This is a genomic window from Streptomyces minutiscleroticus (assembly GCF_014650875.1).
Lineage (GTDB): Bacteria > Actinomycetota > Actinomycetes > Streptomycetales > Streptomycetaceae > Streptomyces > Streptomyces minutiscleroticus.
Window position 1 is genome coordinate 382,033 of record NZ_BMVU01000002.1, and the last position, 20,086, is coordinate 402,118.

A 20,086-nucleotide genomic window follows, 5' to 3' on the forward strand; every position below is an offset into this window, starting at 1 on the left:
GTGCGGCACCTTCAGGGGGTGGGCGCGTGCGCTGCGCGGAGCACCGGGCGCCGGGCGCGGGGTGCGGGGTGCGGGGTGCGGGGTGCGGGGTGCGGGGTGCGTCGAGGGGCCGTACGGCGTACGGAGGGCGTACGGGGCACGGGGGCCGTACGCGCTCCGCGCGTGCGTACGGCGGGGCGGGCCGGGGCCGTGCCTCAGCCGAGGACGGCGAGGGCGTCGATCTCGATGAGGAGGCCCGCGGGCAGGCCGACGTAGACGGTCGTGCGGGCGGCGGGCGGAGCGGTGAGGTTCTGCTCCTCGAAGTACTGGTTGTAGATCTCGTTCATCTCGGCGAAGTGGTCGACGTCCGTGAGGTAGACGCGGATCATCATCACGTCGTCCCAGGTCGCGCCGCCCTCCTCCAGGATCGCCTTGACGTTGTCGAGGGTCTGGAGGGTCTGCTCGCGCAGGGTCGGGCCCACCGGCGTCGGGGGCTTGCCCTCCTCGGCGGGCAGGAAGCCGACCTGGCCGGCGACCTGGAGGATGTTGCCCTTGCGCACCCCGTGCGAGAACTTCGCCGGCGGCGTGGTGTGCGTCTTCGGGGTGAGCGCGGTCTTGTCGGTCATGCGGTGTCCTTTGCCGGTGTCTTGCCTGAGTACTCGCGGCTGATGGCGTCGGCGGTGCGGCGCACCAGCGGGAGCAGGGTGAGGAGTTCGTCGGCGGTGACGACGACGTTCGGTGCGGAGACCGACATCGCGGCGACGACGCGTCCGTCGGCGCCGCGGATGGGGGCGCCGACGCAGTTGATGGACTCCTCGTGGCCGCCGAGGTCGGTGGCCCAGCCCTGTTCACGCACCGTCGCCAGCTCCTTGAGGAAGGCGGCGGCGCCGGGGGTCGAACGGGGCGTGTACAGGGGGTAGTCGAGCTTCTCCGCGAGGGCGCGGCGCTCGGTCTCGGGCAGGTCGGCCAGGAGCAGCTTGGCCACGGCCGCGACGGTGATGGCGACGGGCTTGCCGATGCGGGAGTACATCCGCACCGGGTAGCGGCTCTCGACCTTGTCGATGTAGAGGACCTCGCCCTCCTCGTACACGGCGAGGTGCACGGTGTGGCCGCACTGCTCGTTCAGGCGGGCGAGGTGGGGGTGGGCGATCTCGCGCACGTCGAGGTTCTCCACGGCCTCCTGGGCGAGCGCGAAGAGCCGGGCGCCGAGGCGGTAGCGCTGGTCGGACTGGCGGTAGACGAGGCCGTGCTCGTTCAGGGTGCGCAGCAGCCGGAGGGCGGTGGACTTGTGCACGCCCAGCCGGTCGGCGACCCGGCCGAGGTCGGCGGGTCCCTCGGCGAGCAGCGGCAGGATGCTCAGTGCGCGGTCGACGGTCTGGCTCATGGGGTGCGTACCTCCTCCGGGGCCCGCTCAGCGGCTTGCGTCCAGCCGGGGCCGAGTCGAAGTGTCCCCCACGCGTCGTCGTCGAGGGCGGCCAGGCGGTCGGCGTGGCCGCGGGAGGGCGGGACGGCGAGGTCGCCGGGGACGGTGAGGGCGGCGGCGGCCATGAGGTGCCCGTGCCGGGCGCGGTCCCGTACGGGCAGTCCGCGCAGGGTGGCGGAGAGGAACCCGGCGGCGAAGGCGTCGCCGGCCCCTACGGCCGCGACGACGTCCACGCGCAGGGCGGGCACGAAGGTGACGACGTCGCCGCCGCCGGCGGCGCGCGACGCGCCGGCATCAGCGCCGGCACCGGCGTCGGTGCGGGCGAACACCGTCACCCCCGACCCGCCCTGCTTGACCACCAGGACCTCCGGTTCCGGCAGGGCCGCGCGGATCGCGTCGGGGCCGTCCAGGCCCCACGCCTCGCGTGCCTCGTCGTCGCCGACGAAGACGACGTCCGCGCCGCGCGCGAGGTCGAGCAGGACCGCCGGCCCCCCGGCGCCTGCGGTGCGCCACAGGCCGGGGCGGTGGTTGACGTCGAAGGAGACCAGCGGGCGGTCCACGCCGCGCGCGGTCAGCAGGCGCAGCAGGTCCAGGCAGCCCTCGGACAGGGCGGCGGTGATGCCCGACAGGTGCAGGACGCGGCCGGAGCGCACGGCGGCCAGGTCGACGGTGTCCGGCGCCATCGCGGAGGCCGCGGAGCCCGCGCGGTAGTACGCCACCTCGTGCGCGTCGGTGGCCCGGTCGCCGGCGGTACGGAAGTAGACGCCGGTGGGGCGGTCCGGGTCCCGGCGGACGGCGGAGGTGTCGACGCCGTACGCCGCGATCGCCGCCACCAGGTGGTCACCGAAGGCGTCGGCGCCGACGCGGCCGACCCAGCGCACGGAGTGCCCGGCGGCGGCGAGGCCGCAGGCGACGTTGGACTCGGCGCCGCCGATGCCCCGGTCGAAGGAGGGCACGTCGGCGAGGCGGCCCGGCCGGGTGGGCAGGAACGCGACCATGGACTCCCCGAGCGCGACCACGTCCACGACGGCCCCGCCCGCGTCCCCGACGGGCCCGCTCACGTCCGCGACAGGCCCGCCCGCGTCCCCGACAAACCCGCTCACGTCCGCGACGGCCCCGGCCGCGTCCGCGACGGCCCCGGCCGCGTGCGCGGCGGCCGTGGCCGCGGCGGCCGCGCACGCGGGCTCCGCGGCGGGCGCGGCGCGGTCGTACGCGGGGGATGCGGGTCCGTCGGGGGTCACGATGGCTTCGGCTCCTGACTGCTCTCGCGGGTCCCGGCGGCTCCGTTGACCCGGCGTCGGGCGAGATGTTAGACAGCTCCGAGCGACATACGCAATGGTCGTTGCACATTACGCAACGCCCCTTCATCTGGGAGGCTGCATGGCCGTCGACACCCCCGCCGAAGCCCACGGAGCGCACGGGGCGCGCGAAGCGCTCGCCGCCCTGGCCGAGGAGCGCGTCGACCACCGCTTCAAGGGCCTCCCGCCGGACGCCGACGGCCTCACCGTGGGCGAGCTGGCCGCCCAGCGGCGCAACCTTTTCACCGGCGGCTTCACCACCCCGGTGCTCTCCTTGTCCGCCGAGCGCCTGAAGCACAACCTGCGGCTGATGGAGGAGTACGCGGCCCGGCACGGCCTCGCCTTCGCGCCGCACGGCAAGACCTCGATGGCGCCCCAGCTCTTCCACCGCCAGATCGAGCACGGCGCGTGGGGCATCACCCTGGCCGTGCCGCACCAGGTGCGGGTGGCGCGGGCCTTCGGGGTCCAGCGGGTCTTCCTGGCCAACGAGCTGGTGGACGCGGCCGCCCTGAAGTGGGTCGCGGCCGAGCTGGACGCCGACCCCTCCTTCCGGTTCGTGTGCTACGCCGACTCCGTGCGCGGCGTGGAGCTGATGGACGCCGCGCTGCGGGGCGCCGGCGCCGGCCGCCCGGTGGACGTCGTGGTCGAGCTGGCCGCGGGCGAGGGCGCGCGCACCGGCGTCCGTACGGAGGAGGAGTGCGCGGCGGTCGCGGACGCCGTCGCCGCCGCGGGCACGCTGCGGCTCGCGGGCGTCGCCGGCTACGAGGGCGAGGTGCCGCGGGCGGACCCCGAGCGCGTGCGCGCCTGGCTGCGCCGGCTGACCGCGCTCGCCGCCGCCTTCGACGCGGCGGGCCGCTTCGCGGGCACGGGCCTTGAGGAGATCGTGGTGAGCGCGGGCGGCAGCGCCTGGTTCGACGCGGTCGCCGACGTCTTCGCCGAGATCCCCGTCCTCTCCCTCCCCGTGCTGAAGCTGCTGCGCTCGGGCGCCTACGTCTCGCACGACGACGGCCACTACCGCGAGCTGACCCCGTTCAACCGCGTCCCCGAGGAGGGCGCCCTTGAGCCCGCGTTCCGGCTGTGGACGCAGGTCGTCTCCCGGCCCTGCGCGCGGCAGGCGTTCGCCAACGCGGGCAAGCGGGACGCGGCGTACGACCTGGACCTCCCCGAGGCGCAGGTGGTGCGGCGCGGCGACGCCGAGCGGCCCGCGACCGGGATCGCGGTCACCGCCCTGTCCGACCAGCACGCCTGGCTGGGCACGGACCCGGAGGCGGACCTGGAGGTGGGCGACTGGCTCGGCCTCGGCCTGTCCCACCCGTGCACGTCCTTCGACAAGTGGGAGCTGATCCCGGTGGCCGAGGCGGACGGCACGGTCGTCGACTACGTCCGCACCTTCTTCTAGGAGCAGGGGGAACCGTCCATGCTGGATCTCGTCATCCGTGACGCCGAGGTCGTCGACGGCTCCGGCGGGCCCTCCTACCGCGCCGACGTCGGCGTCGAGGGCGGCCGGATCACCACGGTCCTCAAGGAGGGCGCGGCAGCCGGCTGCCTGCGGCCCGTCGCGCGCCGCGTCCTGGACGCCGAGGGGCTCGCCCTCGCGCCCGGCTTCGTCGACATGCACGCCCACAGCGACCTGGCGCTGCTGCGCGACCCCGACCACAGCGCCAAGCTCGCGCAGGGCGTGACGCTGGAGGTGATCGGGCAGGACGGGCTGTCGTACGCGCCGGTCGACGACCGCACGCTGGCCGAGGTCCGCGCGGCGATCACCGGCTGGAACGGCGACGGCTCGGACATCGACTTCACCTGGCGGTCCGTGGGCGGATACCTGGACCGCCTGGACCACGGCTTCGGCGGCGAGGGCATCGCGCTGAACGCCGCGTACCTGATCCCGCAGGGCACCGTGCGGATGCTCGCCGTCGGCTGGGAGGACCGCGAGGCCACGCCGGCCGAACTGGACCGGATGCGGGAGCTGGTGGCCGACGGGATGCGCGAGGGCGCGGTCGGCATGTCCTCCGGGCTCACCTACACGCCCGGCATGTACGCGAAGGACGCCGAGCTGACCGAGCTGTGCCGGGTCGTCGCCGCGCACGGCGGCTACTACTGCCCGCACCACCGCTCGTACGGGGCCGGGGCCCTGGAGGCGTACCGGGAGATGGTCGAGCTGACCCGGCGGGCGGGCTGCCCGCTGCACCTGGCGCACGCCACCATGAACTTCGGCGTGAACAAGGGGAAGGCCCCCGAGCTGCTCGCGCTCCTCGACGAGGCGCTGGACGCGGGGGCCGACATCAGCCTCGACACCTACCCCTACACGCCCGGCTGCACCACGCTCGTGGCGATGCTGCCGAGCTGGGCGGGCGAGGGCGGGCCCGAGGCGGTGCTCGCGCGGCTGGCCGACGAGGGGACGGCCGAGCGCATCCGCCACCACATGGAGGTCGTCGGCTCGGACGGCTGCCACGGCGTGCCCATCGAGTGGGACACCATCGAGATCTCGGGCGTGACCGACCCCGTGCTCTCCCCGTACGTCGGCCGGACCGTGCGGGAGTCGGCGGACGCGCGCGGCGAGACGCCCTGGGAGACCGCCCGCAGGCTGCTGGTCGAGGACCGGCTCGGGCCGACGATCCTCCAGCACGTCGGCCACGAGGAGAACGTGCGGGCGATCATGCGCCACCGGGTGCACACCGGCGGCTCCGACGGCATCCTGCGCGGCGAGAAGCCGCACCCGCGGGCGTACGGGACGTTCCCGCACTACCTCGGCCACTACGTGCGGGAACTGGGCGTGCTGTCCCTGGAGGAGTGCGTCGCGCACCTCACCGCGCGCCCGGCGGCGCGGCTGCGGCTGCCGGACCGGGGCCTGGTGCGCGAGGGGTACCGCGCGGACCTGGTGCTGTTCGACCCGGCGACGGTGGCGGCGGGCTCGACGTTCGAGGCGCCGCGCACGCCGCCGACGGGCATCCCGTACGTGGTGGTCGGCGGCCGCCTCGCGATCGAGGACGGCCGGCGCACGGACGTCCTGGCGGGACGGGCGGTCCGCCGCACGGCCTGAGACCGCACGGCCTCGGACCGCGGGGCCCGGGACCGCGGGGCCCGGGACCGCGGGGCTCGGGGCCGCGGGGCTCGGGGCCGCGGGGCTCGGGGCCGCGGGGCTCGGGGCCGCGGGGGAGCGGGGACCGGAAGCACCCGTCCGCTCCCCGCTCCCCGCTCCCCCGCTCCCCGCCCCTTCGCTACGGCTTGGGCAGGGCGCACCCGGACCGGCTCAGGTCGACCTTGTTGTCGGTCCCGACGCAGGGCACGATCCCGTACGTCTGCTGGGCGTAGTTGATGCCCCGCCGGACGGTGACGGTGCCGTCGGCCGCCACCTCGCAGGGGTTGTTGACGGTGCAGCGCCCGCCGTCCTCGTTGCCGGTGTTGTTGACGGCGACGACCCTGCCGGTGGCGGTGTTCACGACGGGCGAGCCGGACGTGCCGCCGACCGTGTCGCAGGCGGCGGTGTAGCGGACGGAGTCCTTCCAGGTCCACTCGCCTTCCTTGAGGCGGTACGCGAAGCCGTCGACGGCGCAGGTGTAGATCCGCTTCCAGTACCCGGAGACCACGCTGATCGGGGTGCCCGCCGCCGGGCGCGCGGCGTCCAGTTGCAGGGCCTCGATGCCGTACGAGGCCCTGATCTGCTGGTAGGTGCTGGTCAACTGGTAGAGCGAGACGTCGGTGTCGGTCATCGTGGCGTACGCGACCTTGCTCGCGCGCAGGGTGGCCACGCGGGTGCCCGCGGCGTTCAGCAGCCCGAAGGTGCGGCTGGAGGGCTGGTCGACGATCACCTGGCCGGCCGCGGGGAGGCCGGTCTCCAGGCAGTGCCCGTTGGAGAGCACGAGGGCCGGGTCGTCGTCCTGCGTGGCGGGCAGGCGCACGACGGAGCCGGAGCAGTTGCTGAGCGCGACCGTGCCGGCGAAGCCGGTGGCCTGTGCCGCGGGCGCGGGGGCCGCGACGGCCGCGGGCGCGCCCGCTCCGGCGAGGGCCAGGGCCGCGCACACGGCGAGGAGAGGCTTCTTCATGTGGGGGTCCCCTCGGGGCGAGTCGCACGACCGGAGATCTTCCGGCCGTGGTGCCGCTTGCCAGGCGGACCGCCCGTCACGCGGATCACCCGCCGCGCGGACCGCTTGTCATGGGCATTGTGACGGGAGGCGCGGGCGGCAACAAGACGGCCCCGCGGTCCCCGCCGCCCCTCCCGTACGGCCGTCCGGACCGTCCCACGTGGCGGAAAACACGGCGCGGTCGGCGTTACGCGGTCGTAAGCTCACGAACATGCAGGTGATCCAGTCGACGAAGCTCGCCAACGTCTGTTACGAAATCCGGGGCCCGGTCCTCGAGGAGGCGATGCGGCTGGAAGCGGCGGGCCATCGCATCCTCAAGCTGAACACCGGCAACCCCGCCGCGTTCGGCTTCGACTGCCCGCCGGAGATCCTGGAGGACATCCTCCGCAACGTCTCCTCGGCGCACGGCTACGGGGACGCCAAGGGGCTGCTGGCCGCCCGCCGCGCGGTGGTGATGCACAACCAGACCCTCGGCATCGAGACGGACGTCGAGCACGTCTACATCGGCAACGGCGTCTCCGAGCTGATCGTGATGGCGATGCAGGGCCTGCTCGACGACGGCGACGAGGTGCTCGTCCCGGCCCCGGACTACCCGCTGTGGACGGCGGCCGTCTCGCTGTCCGGCGGCACGGCCGTGCACTACCGCTGCGACGAGCAGTCCGACTGGATGCCGGACCTCGCCGACGTGGAGCGGAAGGTCACCGACCGCACCAAGGCGATCGTCATCATCAACCCGAACAACCCGACCGGCGCGGTCTACGACGAGACCGTGCTGCGCGGCCTGACCGACATCGCCCGCCGCCACAACCTCCTCGTCTGCTCCGACGAGATCTACGACAAGATCCTCTACGACGGCGCCACGCACACGCCGACCGCCGCCGTCGCCCCCGACCTGCTCACCCTCACCTTCAACGGCATGTCGAAGGCGTACCGCGTCGCCGGCTACCGGGTGGGCTGGATGTCGATCTCCGGGCCGCGCGCGCACGCCGAGTCCTACATCGAGGGCCTGACGATCCTGGCGAACATGCGGCTGTGCGCCAACATGCCGGGGCAGCACGGTGTGGTCGCCGCCCTCAGCGGCCGGCAGTCGATCGACGACCTGGTGCTGCCGGGCGGGCGGCTGCGCGAGCAGCGGGACACGGCGCACGAACTGCTCACCCAGATCCCGGGCGTGACCTGCGTGAAGCCGAAGGGCGCGCTGTATCTCTTCCCGCGCCTCGACCCGAAGGTCTTCAAGGTCAAGGACGACCGGCAGATGGTCCTCGACCTGCTGCGCAAGGAGAAGATCATGGTCGTTCAGGGCACGGGCTTCAACTGGCCCGAGCCCGACCACTTCCGCGTGGTGACCCTGCCGACGGCCCGGGACCTGCGGGACGCGGTGACCCGGATCGGCTCGTTCCTGGACGGCTACAGCCAGCCGTGAGCGCGGCGGCCGCGGGGCCGCACCCGGGCGCGCCCCCTCCCCCGGGAGGGGGCGCGCGGCGTTCCGGCGGGCCGGCCGGCCGCCACGGGCCGCGTGTCCGCCGGCGGCCGGGGCACACGTCCGTCACCGGCGCGTCCGCGCGCCCCGGTCACCGTCCGTACGTTCGTGATCCACTTCTGCGAACCTGCTCAACTTTAGACCGAATCCAAGCTAAGATGGTTTCCTGTTACAGCACAGGAGGCCGTCCCATGTACGAACCGATCCGCAGCAAGTCGGTCCACACGATGGCCGGCCCCACCCCCGACATCCCCCACCGGTCGCGCGAGGAGGAGCTGGACATCCAGCTCGCCGGGCACTTCTCGGCCCTGCTCGCGGTGACCGACGAACTGCGCGCGCTGGCGCCGTCCGCGGATCTGGACGGTGCGGCCGAGCGGCTCGCCGAGCAGGTGGCACGGTTGCGGGGTGGGCGGCCGCCCGTCCGTTCGTCGGTGGCCGCCGCGATCCACGAGCCGCACCTCGCGGCCCTGCACCAGCGGGCGCACGCGCTCGCCGGGCGGGCCCTGGTGGTGGCCGCGTCCCGGGCCGACACCGCCGCGGCGATCCTCGCGGCGCGCCGGATGGACGCGCACGCGGCGGCGGCGAGCGCCGAGCAGCGCGCACTCGCCACCCACTGAGAAAGGACCCCTCACGGGGCCCTCCGATACGGCCCCGGTCCGCGCGCACCCGCAGCGACGCGCGGACCGGGCGCCACCAACGGCACCGGGGAACGGACCGGGGGCCCCGCACCCCGTTGTGCGGGACCCCCGGTCCTTCCACCGTTCCGCGCGCGGCGCCACCGCACCGGCCGGGACGACAGGACAGGTCAGGGCAGTCCTTACCGGTCGCGGGCCGGCCCTTCGGGCACACGGCCGAAGGTCCGGGGGCATCGCCGCGGACGTCCCGGGCGCACGGTTTCGTGCCCGTGCGTCCGGGAAGCACGTCAGCCCAGGCGCCGCACCAGCGCGTGGTACTCGTCCCACAGCTCCTTCGGCGTGTGGTCGCCGAAGGTGTCGAGGTGCCCGGGGATCAGCGACGCCTCCTCGCGCCACACGTCCTCGTCGACGGTGAGCAGGAAGTCCAGCTCCTCCTGGGACAGGTCGAGTCCCTCGGTGTCCAGCGCGCCCTTGGCCGGCAGCACGCCGATCGGGGTCCGGACGCCCTCGGCGCGGCCGTCGAGGCGGTCCACGATCCACTTCAGGACGCGGCTGTTCTCACCGAAGCCCGGCCAGACGAACTTCCCGTCGTCGTCCTTGCGGAACCAGTTGACGTAGTAGATCTTCGGCAGCTTCGCCCGGTCCTTGTCCTTGGCGACGTCGATCCAGTGGCCCATGTAGTCGCCCATGTTGTAGCCGCAGAACGGCAGCATGGCGAACGGGTCGCGGCGCAGCTCGCCGACCCTGCCCTCGGCCGCGGCGGTCTTCTCGGAGGCGACGTTGGCGCCGAGGAAGACGCCGTGGTTCCAGTCGAAGGACTCCGTCACCAGCGGCACCGCGGTGGCGCGGCGGCCGCCGAAGAGGATCGCGGAGATCGGCACGCCCCTGGGGTCCTCCCACTCGGGCGCGATGATCGGGCACTGGGCGGCGGGGACCGTGAAGCGGGCGTTCGGGTGGGCGGCCGGGGTGCCCGACTCCGGCGTCCAGTCGTTGCCCTTCCAGTCGGTCAGGTGGGCGGGCGGCTCCTCGGTCATGCCCTCCCACCACACGTCGTCGTCGTCGGTGAGGGCCACGTTGGTGAAGACGGCGTTGCCCCACAGGGTCTTCATCGCGTTGGCGTTGGTGTGCTCGCCGGTGCCGGGCGCGACGCCGAAGAAGCCGGCCTCGGGGTTGATCGCGTACAGCCGGCCGTCCTCGCCGAACCGCATCCAGGCGATGTCGTCGCCGATGGTCTCGACCGTCCAGCCCGAGATCGTGGGCTCCAGCATGGCGAGGTTGGTCTTGCCGCAGGCGCTCGGGAAGGCCGCGGCGACGTACTTCGGCTCCCCCTGCGGGGGCGTCAGCTTCAGGATCAGCATGTGCTCGGCGAGCCAGCCCTCGTCGCGCGCCATCACCGAGGCGATGCGCAGGGCGTAGCACTTCTTGCCGAGCAGGGCGTTGCCGCCGTAGCCCGAGCCGTAGGACCAGATCTCGCGGGACTCCGGGAAGTGCGAGATGTACTTCGTGGTGTTGCACGGCCACGGGACGTCCGCCTCGCCCTCCTGCAGCGGGGCGCCGAGCGTGTGGACGGCCTTCACGAAGAAGCCCTCGGAGCCGAGCTCGTCGAGGACCGGCTGTCCCATCCGGGTCATCGTGCGCATGGACACGGCGACGTACGCCGAGTCGGTGATCTCCACGCCGACGGCGGAGAGGTCGGAGCCGAGCGGGCCCATGCAGAAGGGCACGACGTACATGGTCCGGCCGCGCATCGAGCCCCGGAAGATGCCGCCGCGGCCGTCCTTGCCCTCGAAGAGCTCCCGCATCTCGGCGGGGGCCGTCCAGTGGTTGGTGGGGCCCGCGTCCTCCTCCTTCTCGGAGCAGATGAAGGTGCGGTCCTCGACGCGTGCGACGTCGGACGGGTCGGAGACCGCGTAGTAGGAGTCGGGGCGCTTGATCGGGTCGAGCTTCCTGAAGGTGCCCTTGCGGACGAGCTCCCCGCACAGGCGCTCGTACTCCGCTTCGGATCCGTCACACCAGACCACGTTGTCCGGCTGCGTCAGTTCGGCGATCTCGTTGACCCACGAGATCAGTTCCTGGTGCTGGGTGGGGACGGGTGAGGGAGCCGCGATGTCGCGCGCCACGATTGCTCCTAAGTGAGGGGTTTGTTGTCGAATGCCCCTTGGGGGCTGCGGCCCGGATGCTTCACGTGGTGGTGCTATGGCGCTCATCCGGTGCCGACCGCACTCATTTGATCATCCGATGCTTCCGCGCATATGTCCAGAGGGCCTCACACTTGAGCGCGACGTGAGGAGCGCCACTCGGCGTCGTCCCGATTTCGCCGCAGCCCTTCCCCACCTGCGCACACGGCGTGGGATCATGGCCGGAAGGCTTCTGTCGGCTTCCTCGGACTGACGCGTAACTTACGGTTCCGTAGGTACGATGCCCCGCATGACTGCGTCCGTCCCCGACGCGCGTACGGAACCGTCGGCCGCCGGCCACAGCTCCGTCGTGCCCTCACCGCCGCACCCGATCAAGCCGAAGCTCCGGGGCTGGCTGCACGCCGGCATGTTCCCGGCCGTCCTCGTCGCCGGACTGGTGCTCACCGCGCTCGCGGACTCCACCCGCGGGCGGATCGCCTGCGGAATCTACGCCCTGACCGCCTGTCTGCTGTTCGGCGTCAGCGCGCTCTACCACCGGGGCAACTGGGGCCCCCGCGCCGGCGGCGTGCTGCGCAGGCTCGATCACGCCAACATCTTCCTGATCATCGCGGGCACCTACACCCCGCTCACGATGCTGCTGCTGCCGGACGCCAAGGGACAGTGGCTGCTGTGGGGCATCTGGGCGGCGGCCGCCGCGGGCATCGTCTTCCGGGTGTTCTGGGTCGGCGCCCCGCGCTGGCTCTACACGCCCTGCTACATCGCGATGGGCTGGGCCGCGGTCTTCTTCCTGCCCGACTTCCTGCGCGCGGGCGGCCTCGCCGTGCTCGTCCTGGTCGTCGCGGGCGGCCTGCTCTACAGCGCGGGCGGCGTCATCTACGGCATCAAGCGCCCCAACCCCTCACCCCGCTGGTTCGGCTTCCACGAGGTCTTCCACTCCCTCACCCTGGCCGCGTTCGTCGTGCACTACGTCGGCATCTCCCTGGTGGCCTACCAGCACGGATGACCCCCTGCCGGTCCGTGAGGCACCCCGTTCCCCGGCGGCCGCGGCTCCTGGAAGCCGCGGCCGCTTCCGTGCGCCGTCCGGGACCCGGCCGGCGGACCGTCCGGTTCCGGACACGCTCCCGAACGGCGGACCGTCCCGTTCCGGACATGGTCCCGGCGGCGCGGGGTGCCCGACGACGAGGGCATGACCGCCGCACGTTCCCCCGGACCCGCGGCAGCTCGCGGGCGGGGCGCCGCCCCCGGCGCCCCGCCCGGCCCGCGCGAGCGCAAGAGGGTCAGGACCCGGGCGGCGATCCGCGGGGCGACGTACGCGCTGGCCGAGGAGGAGGGCTACGAGGCCACGACCGTCGAGCGGATCGCCGGGCGCGCCGAGGTGTCGCCGTCCACGGTCCCGCGCCACTTCCCGGTCAAGGAGGACATCGTCCTCACGGACGCGTCCGGCCCGCTGCCGGCGGACGGGCCGCGGACCCGGCCCGCCGGCGAACCGCTGCCCGATCTCGTCGACCGCGCGCCGGCCGTCCTCGACCATGGTCCGCCGACCGGGAAACCGCAGGCCCGCGGCGGGTCCCCCGTGACATCCTGACCCGGTGAACGGACCGGAGATCCTCATCGAATTCGCCCCCGGCCTGGGGGTGTTCGTCCCGCACACCCGCCGCTCGGGACCCACCAGGGCCGCCACCGACGGCGTCTCCACGCTCGGCCACGTCGTGGAGTCCCTCGGCGTGCCGCTGACGGAGGTGGGCGGGCTCCTCGTGGACGGCCGCCCGGTGCCCGTCTCGCACGTGCCGGCGGCGGGCGAGTCCGTCGAGGTGCGGGCGGTGGAGCGCCCCCAGTCCGTGCCCGGCGCCCCGCTCCGCTTCCTCCTCGACGTCCACCTCGGCACCCTCGCGCGCCGGCTGCGGCTGCTCGGCGTGGACGCGGCGTACGAGTCGACCGACATCGGCGACCCGGCGCTCGCGGCCCGCTCCGCGGCCGAGAAGCGCGTCATGCTCAGCCGCGACCGCGGCCTGCTGCGCCGCCGCGAGCTGTGGGCGGGCGCCTTCGTCTACAGCACACGCCCGGACGAGCAGCTCGACGACGTCCTGGCCCGGTTCGAGCCCGGACTGCGGCCCTGGAGCCGCTGCACCGCCTGCAACGGCCTGCTCGAGGAAGCCACCAAGGAGGAGGTCGCCGACCAGCTGGAGGGCGGCACGCAACGCTCGTACGACGTCTTCGCCCGGTGCCGGGAGTGCGGCCGGGCGTACTGGCGGGGCGCCCACCACGAGCAGCTGGAGGCGATCGTGGAGCGGGCGCTGGGCGGGCGCACCCGGGAGGGGTGACGCCCGCCCGCGACGGCGGCGGCCTCAGCGGCGCCGGACGTCGCCCTTCCCGCAGGCCGCGCCGTCCCGGTCCGGGTCCAGACGCAACGGGTCGTCCTTGCCGTTGACCTTCAGTCGGCCGTAGCCGTGCTCCTCCAGCCAGGCGCAGCGGGCGGCCGTCGTCCTTCCCACCTCGTCCGGGAACACGGTCGGGACGCAGACGTTGGCGGAGCCGTAGTGGCGGTCGCAGCCGGAGACCGCCGGACCCACCTTCTGCGACGTCCGCTTCCTGCCCGCCTCCCTGACGTCGCCGCCGAGGTCGTCGGCGAAGGAGTGCACGTGCGCCGAGGCGGTGTCGGCGGAGAGCGCGGCCGGGCCCTGGAGGTGCACCCACTTCGCCACCGACGGCACGCCGCCTGCGTCGACCGCGAAGAGCATGTACCAGCCGGGCGGGGCGAGGTCGGGGTTGCTCGTCACGTTCAGGTCGACGTTGTCGCCGTCCACGCTCAGCGGCAGGTCCACGAACCGCTGGTTGGGGTCCGAGGAGTGCGTGACCGCCGCCGGGCGGATCAGCTCGGCCCTGGCGATGGGCCGGTCCACGGTGATGCGCTGCGTGTCGCCGTACTCCCAGTGGTCGTCGATCAGCGACGTGATCGTCGGGCGCTCGCCCTTGAGGAGGTACGGGGGCGTGTAGATCGACACGTCGTGGTTCCAGGAGCCGTTGCCCGGGTTGTCGCCGGTGGCCATCACCCGGCCGTCCGGGAGCAGGAACGCGGACGAGTGGTAGCCGCGCGCCTCCGGGTCGGCGGCCACCGGGTCGAAGGTTCCGGTCGCCGGGTCGAAGAGCGAGGACTCGTACACGGGGTCGGCGCGGTTGTGCAGGGCGCCGCCCGTCTCCAGGACCTTGCCGTCGGGCAGCAGCACGGTGGAGACGTACATCTTGCCCTGGCCGCCGGTCTGCGGCACGGGCCCGGCGCCGAGGTCGACCGTGCCCTGCGGCAGCGGCGGCCCGGCCACGTACGAGGGGTCGGCGGCCTTCAGGTCGATGATGTCGGTGAGCCGGCCCGCGTCCGGGTTGGAGTCGATGTTGCCGCCGCCGACGGTGAGCACCTTCTGGTCCTGGGCGGGCGGCAGCAGCACGCTCGCGGACTGGTCGCGCTCGTCCTTGTCCCGCAGCCCCGGCACCTCGGTGACGGTGTTGGCGCCGTAGTCGTAGATCGCCGAGCCCGTGCCGGGGATGTTGTTGCCGAAGACGTGGCTGCCGGAGTAGAAGAGGCGGCCGTCCTGCATCAGGATCATCGACGGGTACAGACCCCAGTACGACCAGGTCTGGTTGACCTTCCACAGCGGCTGCCACCGCTGCTCGGCCTGCGACCACAGCTCGGCGGTGACCGAGCCGGTGGAGTCCTCGCGCAGCCCGCCGAAGGAGATCACGTCGCCGTTGCCGAGGATCGTCGCCGACGGGTACCAGTGCCCGTCGTTCATGTCGTTCGTCTTGCTGTAGGTCTCGGTCTCCGGATCGAAGATGTACGAGTCCTTGTAGCCCTGGTAGCCGATCGTGCCGTCGGCGGACGGGTAGCCCTTGTTGCCGCTCATCACCAGCACGCGCCCGTCCTGGAGCTGGACGTGCCCGGCGCAGAACATGTCCTTGGGCGTGGGGATCTGCTTGTACGTGCCGTTCTCGGGGTCGTAGACCGCGCTCGTGAACGTGCCCGCCTCGAACATCTCCTCGCTGTTGCCGGAGCCGGCGATCAGCAGCACCTTGCCGTTGTGCAGGACGACCGAGTGCATCGAGCGGACCGGGTTCCGCGTGGGCAGCACGTCCCAGCGGCCGTCCGCGCACTCCTCGGCCGTGCCCGTGCACACCGGGTCGGGGACGGGGTCGGCGACCTGCTCCATCCTGTAGTCGTCGGTGGTCACCGAGCCCGTGCCGTAGACCGAGACGCCCCAGCTGATTCGGTCGGTGCCGGCCGGGACCTCGGGTGTGCGCACGGTCGCCTCGGCCCAGCCGGCGCTGAGCTCCAGCGTCTTGAGGTCGGTCCAGTACTGCCAGCCGGCCGTCGCGTCGTGCCGGAACAGCGTGACCGAGGCGTCGGGGGTCGTCGACCTGTACCAGAGGCCGAGGTCGTACTGCCGGCCCGCGGTGACGGCCGGCGCGCACGCGGCGGACTCGGTGATCAGCGCCTTGCGGTCGCCGTCGACGCGGCGGGTCAGCTCCACCTTCATGGCCCTGGCGCCGGAGTGGGCGTCGGCGACGGTGGAGAAGGTGAAGTCGTTGTCGCCCCAGCCGGACTTCTCCCAGCAGGCCGGCATGGAGTCGGCGCCGGCCGTCTCGAAGCCCGGGTTCCTGATCAGGTTGGCGGCGGCCGCGGGCTGCGGGGCGGTGAGCAGCAGCCCGGAGGCGAGCGCCGTCACGGTCAGCAGCGAGGTGGTCCGCCGGGGCGTCGTACGTCGTCTCACGGTGTGCCGGAAGGGTGCGGTCACGCGGTGCTCCTTGCTGTGCGGCTCCTGCGCGGGAGGTAGACCAGCGCCTCGGTTCCGACGAAGCGCAGGACGAAGGTGGTGACCAGGGCCACCGCGGTGGCGGACAGCGTGCCCATGCCGAGGCGGTGCACGAACAGCGCGATCAGCGGGATGCGCAGCACCAGGTCGGCGTTGGCGAGCAGCGCGAACCGGCCCGCCCGGTCCCACCAGCGCCGGTGCGCGCGCCGGTCGTGGAACAGCAGGCGCTCGACGAGCAGGAAGTTCCAGGCGACGCCGAGCTGGTTGGCGGCGATCTCCGCCGGTACGTAGTGCAGGCCGAGCGCGGTCAGGACGTACAGGCCGAGCAGGTTCGGCACGAACCCGCTGGCGCCGATCAGCCCGAAGGCCACCATGCGGGCGGCCGGGGAGGAGGTGCGCAGCCCGACGAGGTGGCGCAGGAAGCGCCTGCCCTCGGCGGCGGTCGACTTGGACTCGCCCGCGTGGCGGTCCTGGAAGACGAAGGGCACCTCGGCGACCCGGTTCGGCCGCCCGCGGACGGCGAGTTCGAGCAGGATCTTGTAGCCGAGGGGCCGCAGCGTCTCGGGCGCGACGGAGCGGCGGCGGACCGCGAAGAAGCCGCTCATCGGGTCGCTGATGCCGTGCAGCCGGCGCGGGAAGAGGGACTTGGTCAGCCAGGTGGCGGCGCGCGAGACGGCGACGCGGTAGCCGCCGGCGAGGCCCGCCCGGCTGCCGCCCCTGGTGTAGCGGGAGGCCACGACCAGCGCGGCGGGCGTGCGCTCACCGGCCGCGACCAGTTCGGGGACGAGGGAGGGCGGGTGCTGCAGGTCGCCGTCCATGACGACCACCCAGTCGCAGCCGGCCGCCTTGATGCCCTCCACGACCGCGCCGCCCAGGCCGCCCTCGGGCTCCTCGCGGTGCAGCACGGTGACGGGGAACGGGCAGTCCTGCGCCGCCCGGTGGATGACGTCGGGGGTGTCGTCGGTGGAGTCGTCGACGAAGACCACCTCGCACGGCAGCCGGGACGGCACGGACTCGGTGATCCGGCGCAGCAGCTCCGCCACGTTCTCCGACTCGTTGAAGGTCGGGACGACGATGGTGACGGCGCCCGGCTCGGCGACCTCGGCGGCGCGGACGGCCGGCTCGCCCAGCTCCCCGGTGCTCTCGGAACTCATCGGGCGTCCCCCCTGCTCGCGCCGACGGCGGCGTCCGCCGTGACCTGCCGGATCTCGATGCGGGCCGGTCCCTCGCCGAAGGAGGCGACGGTCCGGGAGTGCTCCAGCGCGTCCCTGACGGTGGGCAGGTCGACGGCGTCCCGCCGCACCGTCGGGGAGGCGACGACGTAGTCGAGGTCGCGCCAGCCGCGCGGCATCGTCTCGGTGACGGCCGGGTCGAGGTCGGCCTTGTAGAACCAGATCGCGCCGGGGCCCGGTTCGTACCCGGCGTGCACGAGGTCGAGCCAGAGCGCGTCGTCGACGAGCACCCGCTGGTCCGCGCGGTCCTCGACCTCGGTGGCGAGCCAGCGGGCGGCGCCCCGGTAGGGCGCGTTGGCGTCGGCGGTCACGGCGGTGCGGTCGCCGTCGTACCAGCGCGGCACGACGTACACGGCGGCCGCGGCGGCGAGCAGCGCGGCGGCCACGACGCGGATCCCGGTGACGTACCGGCGCTCGCCCTCGCGGCGGCCCCGGCGCAGCACCGCGTGGGCGACGCTCGCGGCGGCCCCGGCCAGCACCAGCGCGAGGAAGGGCAGCGCCTGGATGATGTACATCGCGGGCAGGTAGCCGGACGGGCGCAGCGCGACCAGGGCGAGGATGCCGACGGCGAGCGCCGGTCCGGCCAGCGCCCGCGCGGTCACCGACCAGCGCCACACGGCCAGGAGCAGCACGGCGCCCGCGAGGCCGCCGAGCGGCAGGACCCGGTCGTAGTAGAGCCAGGACTGCAGCACGCCGTACGAGCCCGAGCCCTCGTCGAGGACGAACCCGGAGCCCGGGCGGCTCATCTGGTACGTGATGCCCTCCCACAGCGACACATGGCCGCCGCCCGGCAGCAGCTCGCCCTTGAGCAGCGCGAACAGCGGGTACGAGACGCCGATCAGGGCGCAGGCCGTGATCGCGCCGGTGAGGGCGAACTTGCGGGTGTCGCGGTGGCTGTGGCGCCACATGGTGACGAGCAGGGCGGGCAGGACGACGAGCATCGTCTCCTTGGTGAGCACGGCCGTGGCGGCGGCGATGCCCGCGCCGAAGTGGTGCCACAGGTGGCGGCTGGGCGAGGCGGCCAGGCAGAACGCCAGCAGCGTCCACATCACCGCGAGGTTGTCGAGGAAGATCTCGCGCTGCAGGACGACCGACAGCGGCGAGAGCCCGAAGAGCGCCATGGCCAGGCCCGCGGCCCAGCGGGGCAGCGCCAGGCGCCGCGCGAGCACGTAGAGCAGGACCGCACTGGCGGCGGAGACCAGCAGCATCGCGATCCGCATCGGGCCGACGGTCATCGACTCGGGGCTGACCAGCGAGGGGACCCAGGTGAGCAGGGCGATCTGGATCCAGCCCAGCGGCGGGTGGTCGTACCAGTAGGTGTAGTGGGCCAGGCCCTCGCCCTGCTGCACGGCCCAGGCCTGGGCGAGGTAGGTGCCCTCGTCGTCGCTGAGGGTCGGGTAGTGGGTGATGTTCCAGCCCTGGACGGCGACGACCGCCACGAGCAGCAGCCCGCAGAGCACCTGGTCGGAGCGGGACGAGCGGAGCCCCGGAGGTCTCGTCCGGCGGCCGGGACGGTCCGTGCGGGCAGGGGGTGTCTGCGCGGCGGCCGGGGCGGTGGCCGTCGCGGGAAGTGTGGAGGTCACGCGGGGACGTCCTCTCGGGTCACTTCGGTGAGGTGCGCGCCGACATGCGAGGTCAGCTCCCAGTCGCTGCGGCCCCGCTGCTCCCGCCACACGGCGCGGATCGCCGCGCCCGCGAGGAGCACCTGGTAGAAGGGCCCGCCGACGACGAGCTTGAGGTAGTGGACGGGCCGGACGCGCAGGCCGTACTGCCTGCCGAAGTCGTGCAGTCCGACGACCTCGAAGACGAAGGTGACCAGGGCGGTGACGGCCGGCAGGAAGGTGACGAAGGCGACGCCGACCGGTACGTCCAGGAACAGCGCGATGGCCGCGTTGAGCGGGATGAGCACGCCGGAGGCCGCCTGCAGGAACGGTGTCATCAGCGTGTAGCGGGCGAGCAGCCGCTGGCCGAACCCGGGCAGCCGCTTCCAGTCCCCCTTGCGGTAGACCTGCAGGAAGCCCTGGTTCCACCGGGTGCGCTGCTTGAGCAGGGAGACCAGGCTGCCCGGGGTCTCCTCGCGGGTGACCATGTCGGAGTCGTAGGCGACGACGACCCTCTTGCCGGCGCTGGAGAGGCGGACCCCCAGGTCGCAGTCCTCGGCGAGGCAGTCGGGGTCCCAGCCCTTGGCGTCGCGCAGCACCTCGGTGCGGACGAAGACGGTGTTGCCGCCGAGCGGGATGAACCCCTTCTGGGCGTGCAGGTGGAGCCGGGAGCGGAACCAGAAGAAGTACTCCAGGCAGTTGCGCAGGCTGTACCAGCTGGAGTGGAAGTTGATGAGCTGGACGCCGCCCTGGACGACGTCGGCGCCGGTGGCGCGGAAGGCGTGGTCGACGTGGGCGAGGAGGTCGGGATGGACCTGGTCCTCGGCGTCGAAGACTCCGACGACGTCGCCGCGGCAGTACGGCAGCGCCGTGTTCATGGCCTTCGGCTTGTTCTTCTTCTCGTGGGTGTCGACGACGACGCGCACGCGCGGGTCGCGGTCCGCCGCCGCGCAGGCCACCTCGGTGGTCTCCGGGTCGTCGTGCCCGACGATGACGATGATCTCGAAGTCGGTGTGGCGCGACTGCAGCAGCCGCTGGATCGTGTGGTCCAGCACGGCCTGTTCGTGCCGGGCCGGTAGGAGGAGCGAGAAGGACAGGCCCTCTCCGCCCTCCGGTCTTCCGAATCTCGTGGAGGCCAGCACCTCGGGCGTACGCCACGCGTGCATCTGCCACCACAGGGTGAAGGCCGCCATCCAGAACAGTGCGAGTGAGACGGCCGCGATGAAGACAGACGTCAGCAAAAGATCCCCCCAGATCCCCAAGTCCCCCCGAGACGGCGGGCGTTCGCTCACGCCGTCTCGCAGGAGAGACTAAGGGGGAACTGTGAAGTCCGGGAGGTCTTCCGATAAAGAGCGTGTTTCGTAACGCTCGGGATGCTAGTGGGACGTATCACTCCGCATCCCGTCCGAACCGCAC

At 73.2% G+C, this 20,086-nt stretch carries 15 protein-coding genes and 1 pseudogene; 7 read left to right on the top strand and 9 right to left on the bottom strand.

Annotated features, from left to right (window positions below):
• Positions 1 to 194: 194 nt before the first annotated feature.
• Genes IE271_RS04815 through IE271_RS04825 form a run of 3 tightly spaced genes read right to left on the bottom strand, consistent with a single transcriptional unit; the run spans position 195 to position 2,463 of the window.
• The gene (locus tag IE271_RS04815; protein ID WP_190188881.1) at positions 195 to 605 is read right to left on the bottom strand and encodes a RidA family protein; all 411 of its coding nucleotides are present in this window, start codon (positions 603 to 605) and stop codon (positions 195 to 197) included.
• Positions 602 to 1,363, bottom strand: a complete 762-nt coding sequence (locus tag IE271_RS04820; RefSeq protein ID WP_190188882.1) for an IclR family transcriptional regulator — start codon at positions 1,361 to 1,363, stop codon at positions 602 to 604. The genes IE271_RS04815 and IE271_RS04820 overlap by 4 nt, the downstream gene beginning before the upstream one ends.
• A complete protein-coding gene (locus IE271_RS04825) occupies positions 1,360 to 2,463 on the bottom strand; it encodes a sugar kinase (protein WP_229919133.1) in 1,104 nt (367 codons plus the stop codon). Before IE271_RS04825 ends, IE271_RS04820 begins: the two co-directional genes overlap by 4 nt.
• Before the next feature lie 319 nt (positions 2,464 to 2,782).
• Here IE271_RS04825 and IE271_RS04830 point away from each other — a divergent pair, with 319 nt between their 5' ends.
• The gene (locus IE271_RS04830) at positions 2,783 to 4,099 is read left to right on the top strand and encodes an alanine racemase (protein WP_190188883.1); all 1,317 of its coding nucleotides are present in this window, start codon (positions 2,783 to 2,785) and stop codon (positions 4,097 to 4,099) included.
• An 18-nt stretch (positions 4,100 to 4,117) separates the two neighbouring features.
• Complete coding sequence (locus tag IE271_RS04835) at positions 4,118 to 5,740, top strand: N-acyl-D-amino-acid deacylase family protein (RefSeq protein WP_190188884.1); 1,623 nt, start codon at positions 4,118 to 4,120, stop codon at positions 5,738 to 5,740.
• Positions 5,741 to 5,918: 178 nt separating this feature from the next.
• On the opposite strand, the gene IE271_RS04840 is transcribed toward IE271_RS04835, so the two are convergent.
• Complete coding sequence (locus IE271_RS04840) at positions 5,919 to 6,743, bottom strand: trypsin-like serine peptidase (RefSeq protein ID WP_190188885.1); 825 nt, start codon at positions 6,741 to 6,743, stop codon at positions 5,919 to 5,921.
• Positions 6,744 to 6,993: 250 nt separating this feature from the next.
• Between IE271_RS04840 and IE271_RS04845 the strand changes: the two genes are divergently transcribed.
• Together IE271_RS04845 and IE271_RS04850 are read left to right on the top strand one after the other, a co-directional pair.
• Positions 6,994 to 8,205 carry a pyridoxal phosphate-dependent aminotransferase gene (locus IE271_RS04845; protein WP_190188886.1) on the top strand — a complete coding sequence of 404 codons (1,212 nt, stop codon included), beginning with the start codon at positions 6,994 to 6,996 and terminating at the stop codon, positions 8,203 to 8,205.
• Positions 8,206 to 8,453: 248 nt separating this feature from the next.
• Entirely contained in the window at positions 8,454 to 8,879 is a 426-nt protein-coding gene (locus tag IE271_RS04850; RefSeq protein WP_190188887.1) for an SCO4983 family protein, read from the top strand.
• A gap of 305 nt (positions 8,880 to 9,184) precedes the next feature.
• Here the strand turns inward: IE271_RS04850 and IE271_RS04855 are convergent, their stop codons facing one another.
• Entirely contained in the window at positions 9,185 to 11,017 is a 1,833-nt protein-coding gene (locus tag IE271_RS04855) for a phosphoenolpyruvate carboxykinase (GTP) (protein WP_190188888.1), read from the bottom strand.
• A 307-nt stretch (positions 11,018 to 11,324) separates the two neighbouring features.
• Between IE271_RS04855 and trhA the strand changes: the two genes are divergently transcribed.
• The 3 genes and pseudogenes from trhA (at position 11,325) to IE271_RS04870 (ending at position 13,356) form a co-directional block, all read left to right on the top strand.
• Positions 11,325 to 12,038, top strand: coding sequence for a PAQR family membrane homeostasis protein TrhA (trhA, locus tag IE271_RS04860; protein WP_190188889.1), 714 nt, complete (start codon positions 11,325 to 11,327; stop codon positions 12,036 to 12,038).
• A gap of 183 nt (positions 12,039 to 12,221) precedes the next feature.
• A pseudogene (locus IE271_RS04865) lies at positions 12,222 to 12,533 on the top strand (TetR/AcrR family transcriptional regulator); the annotation flags it as partial.
• 91 nt (positions 12,534 to 12,624) lie between these two features.
• Positions 12,625 to 13,356 (top strand): Mut7-C RNAse domain-containing protein, encoded by a 732-nt coding sequence (locus tag IE271_RS04870; protein ID WP_190188891.1) that lies wholly within the window; start codon positions 12,625 to 12,627, stop codon positions 13,354 to 13,356.
• Positions 13,357 to 13,380: 24 nt separating this feature from the next.
• Here the strand turns inward: IE271_RS04870 and IE271_RS04875 are convergent, their stop codons facing one another.
• The 4 genes from IE271_RS04875 to IE271_RS04890 form a co-directional block, all read right to left on the bottom strand.
• Positions 13,381 to 15,750 carry a galactose oxidase early set domain-containing protein gene (locus IE271_RS04875; RefSeq protein WP_190188991.1) on the bottom strand — a complete coding sequence of 790 codons (2,370 nt, stop codon included), beginning with the start codon at positions 15,748 to 15,750 and terminating at the stop codon, positions 13,381 to 13,383.
• Positions 15,751 to 15,815: 65 nt separating this feature from the next.
• Positions 15,816 to 16,991: a glycosyltransferase gene (locus IE271_RS04880; protein ID WP_190188892.1), complete on the bottom strand. Its 1,176-nt coding sequence runs from the start codon at positions 16,989 to 16,991 to the stop codon at positions 15,816 to 15,818.
• Complete coding sequence (locus IE271_RS04885) at positions 16,988 to 18,652, bottom strand: ArnT family glycosyltransferase (protein WP_190188893.1); 1,665 nt, start codon at positions 18,650 to 18,652, stop codon at positions 16,988 to 16,990. The genes IE271_RS04880 and IE271_RS04885 overlap by 4 nt, the downstream gene beginning before the upstream one ends.
• Positions 18,649 to 19,911, bottom strand: a complete 1,263-nt coding sequence (locus IE271_RS04890; RefSeq protein ID WP_190188894.1) for a glycosyltransferase — start codon at positions 19,909 to 19,911, stop codon at positions 18,649 to 18,651. Before IE271_RS04890 ends, IE271_RS04885 begins: the two co-directional genes overlap by 4 nt.
• Between the last annotated feature and the right edge of the window lie 175 nt (positions 19,912 to 20,086).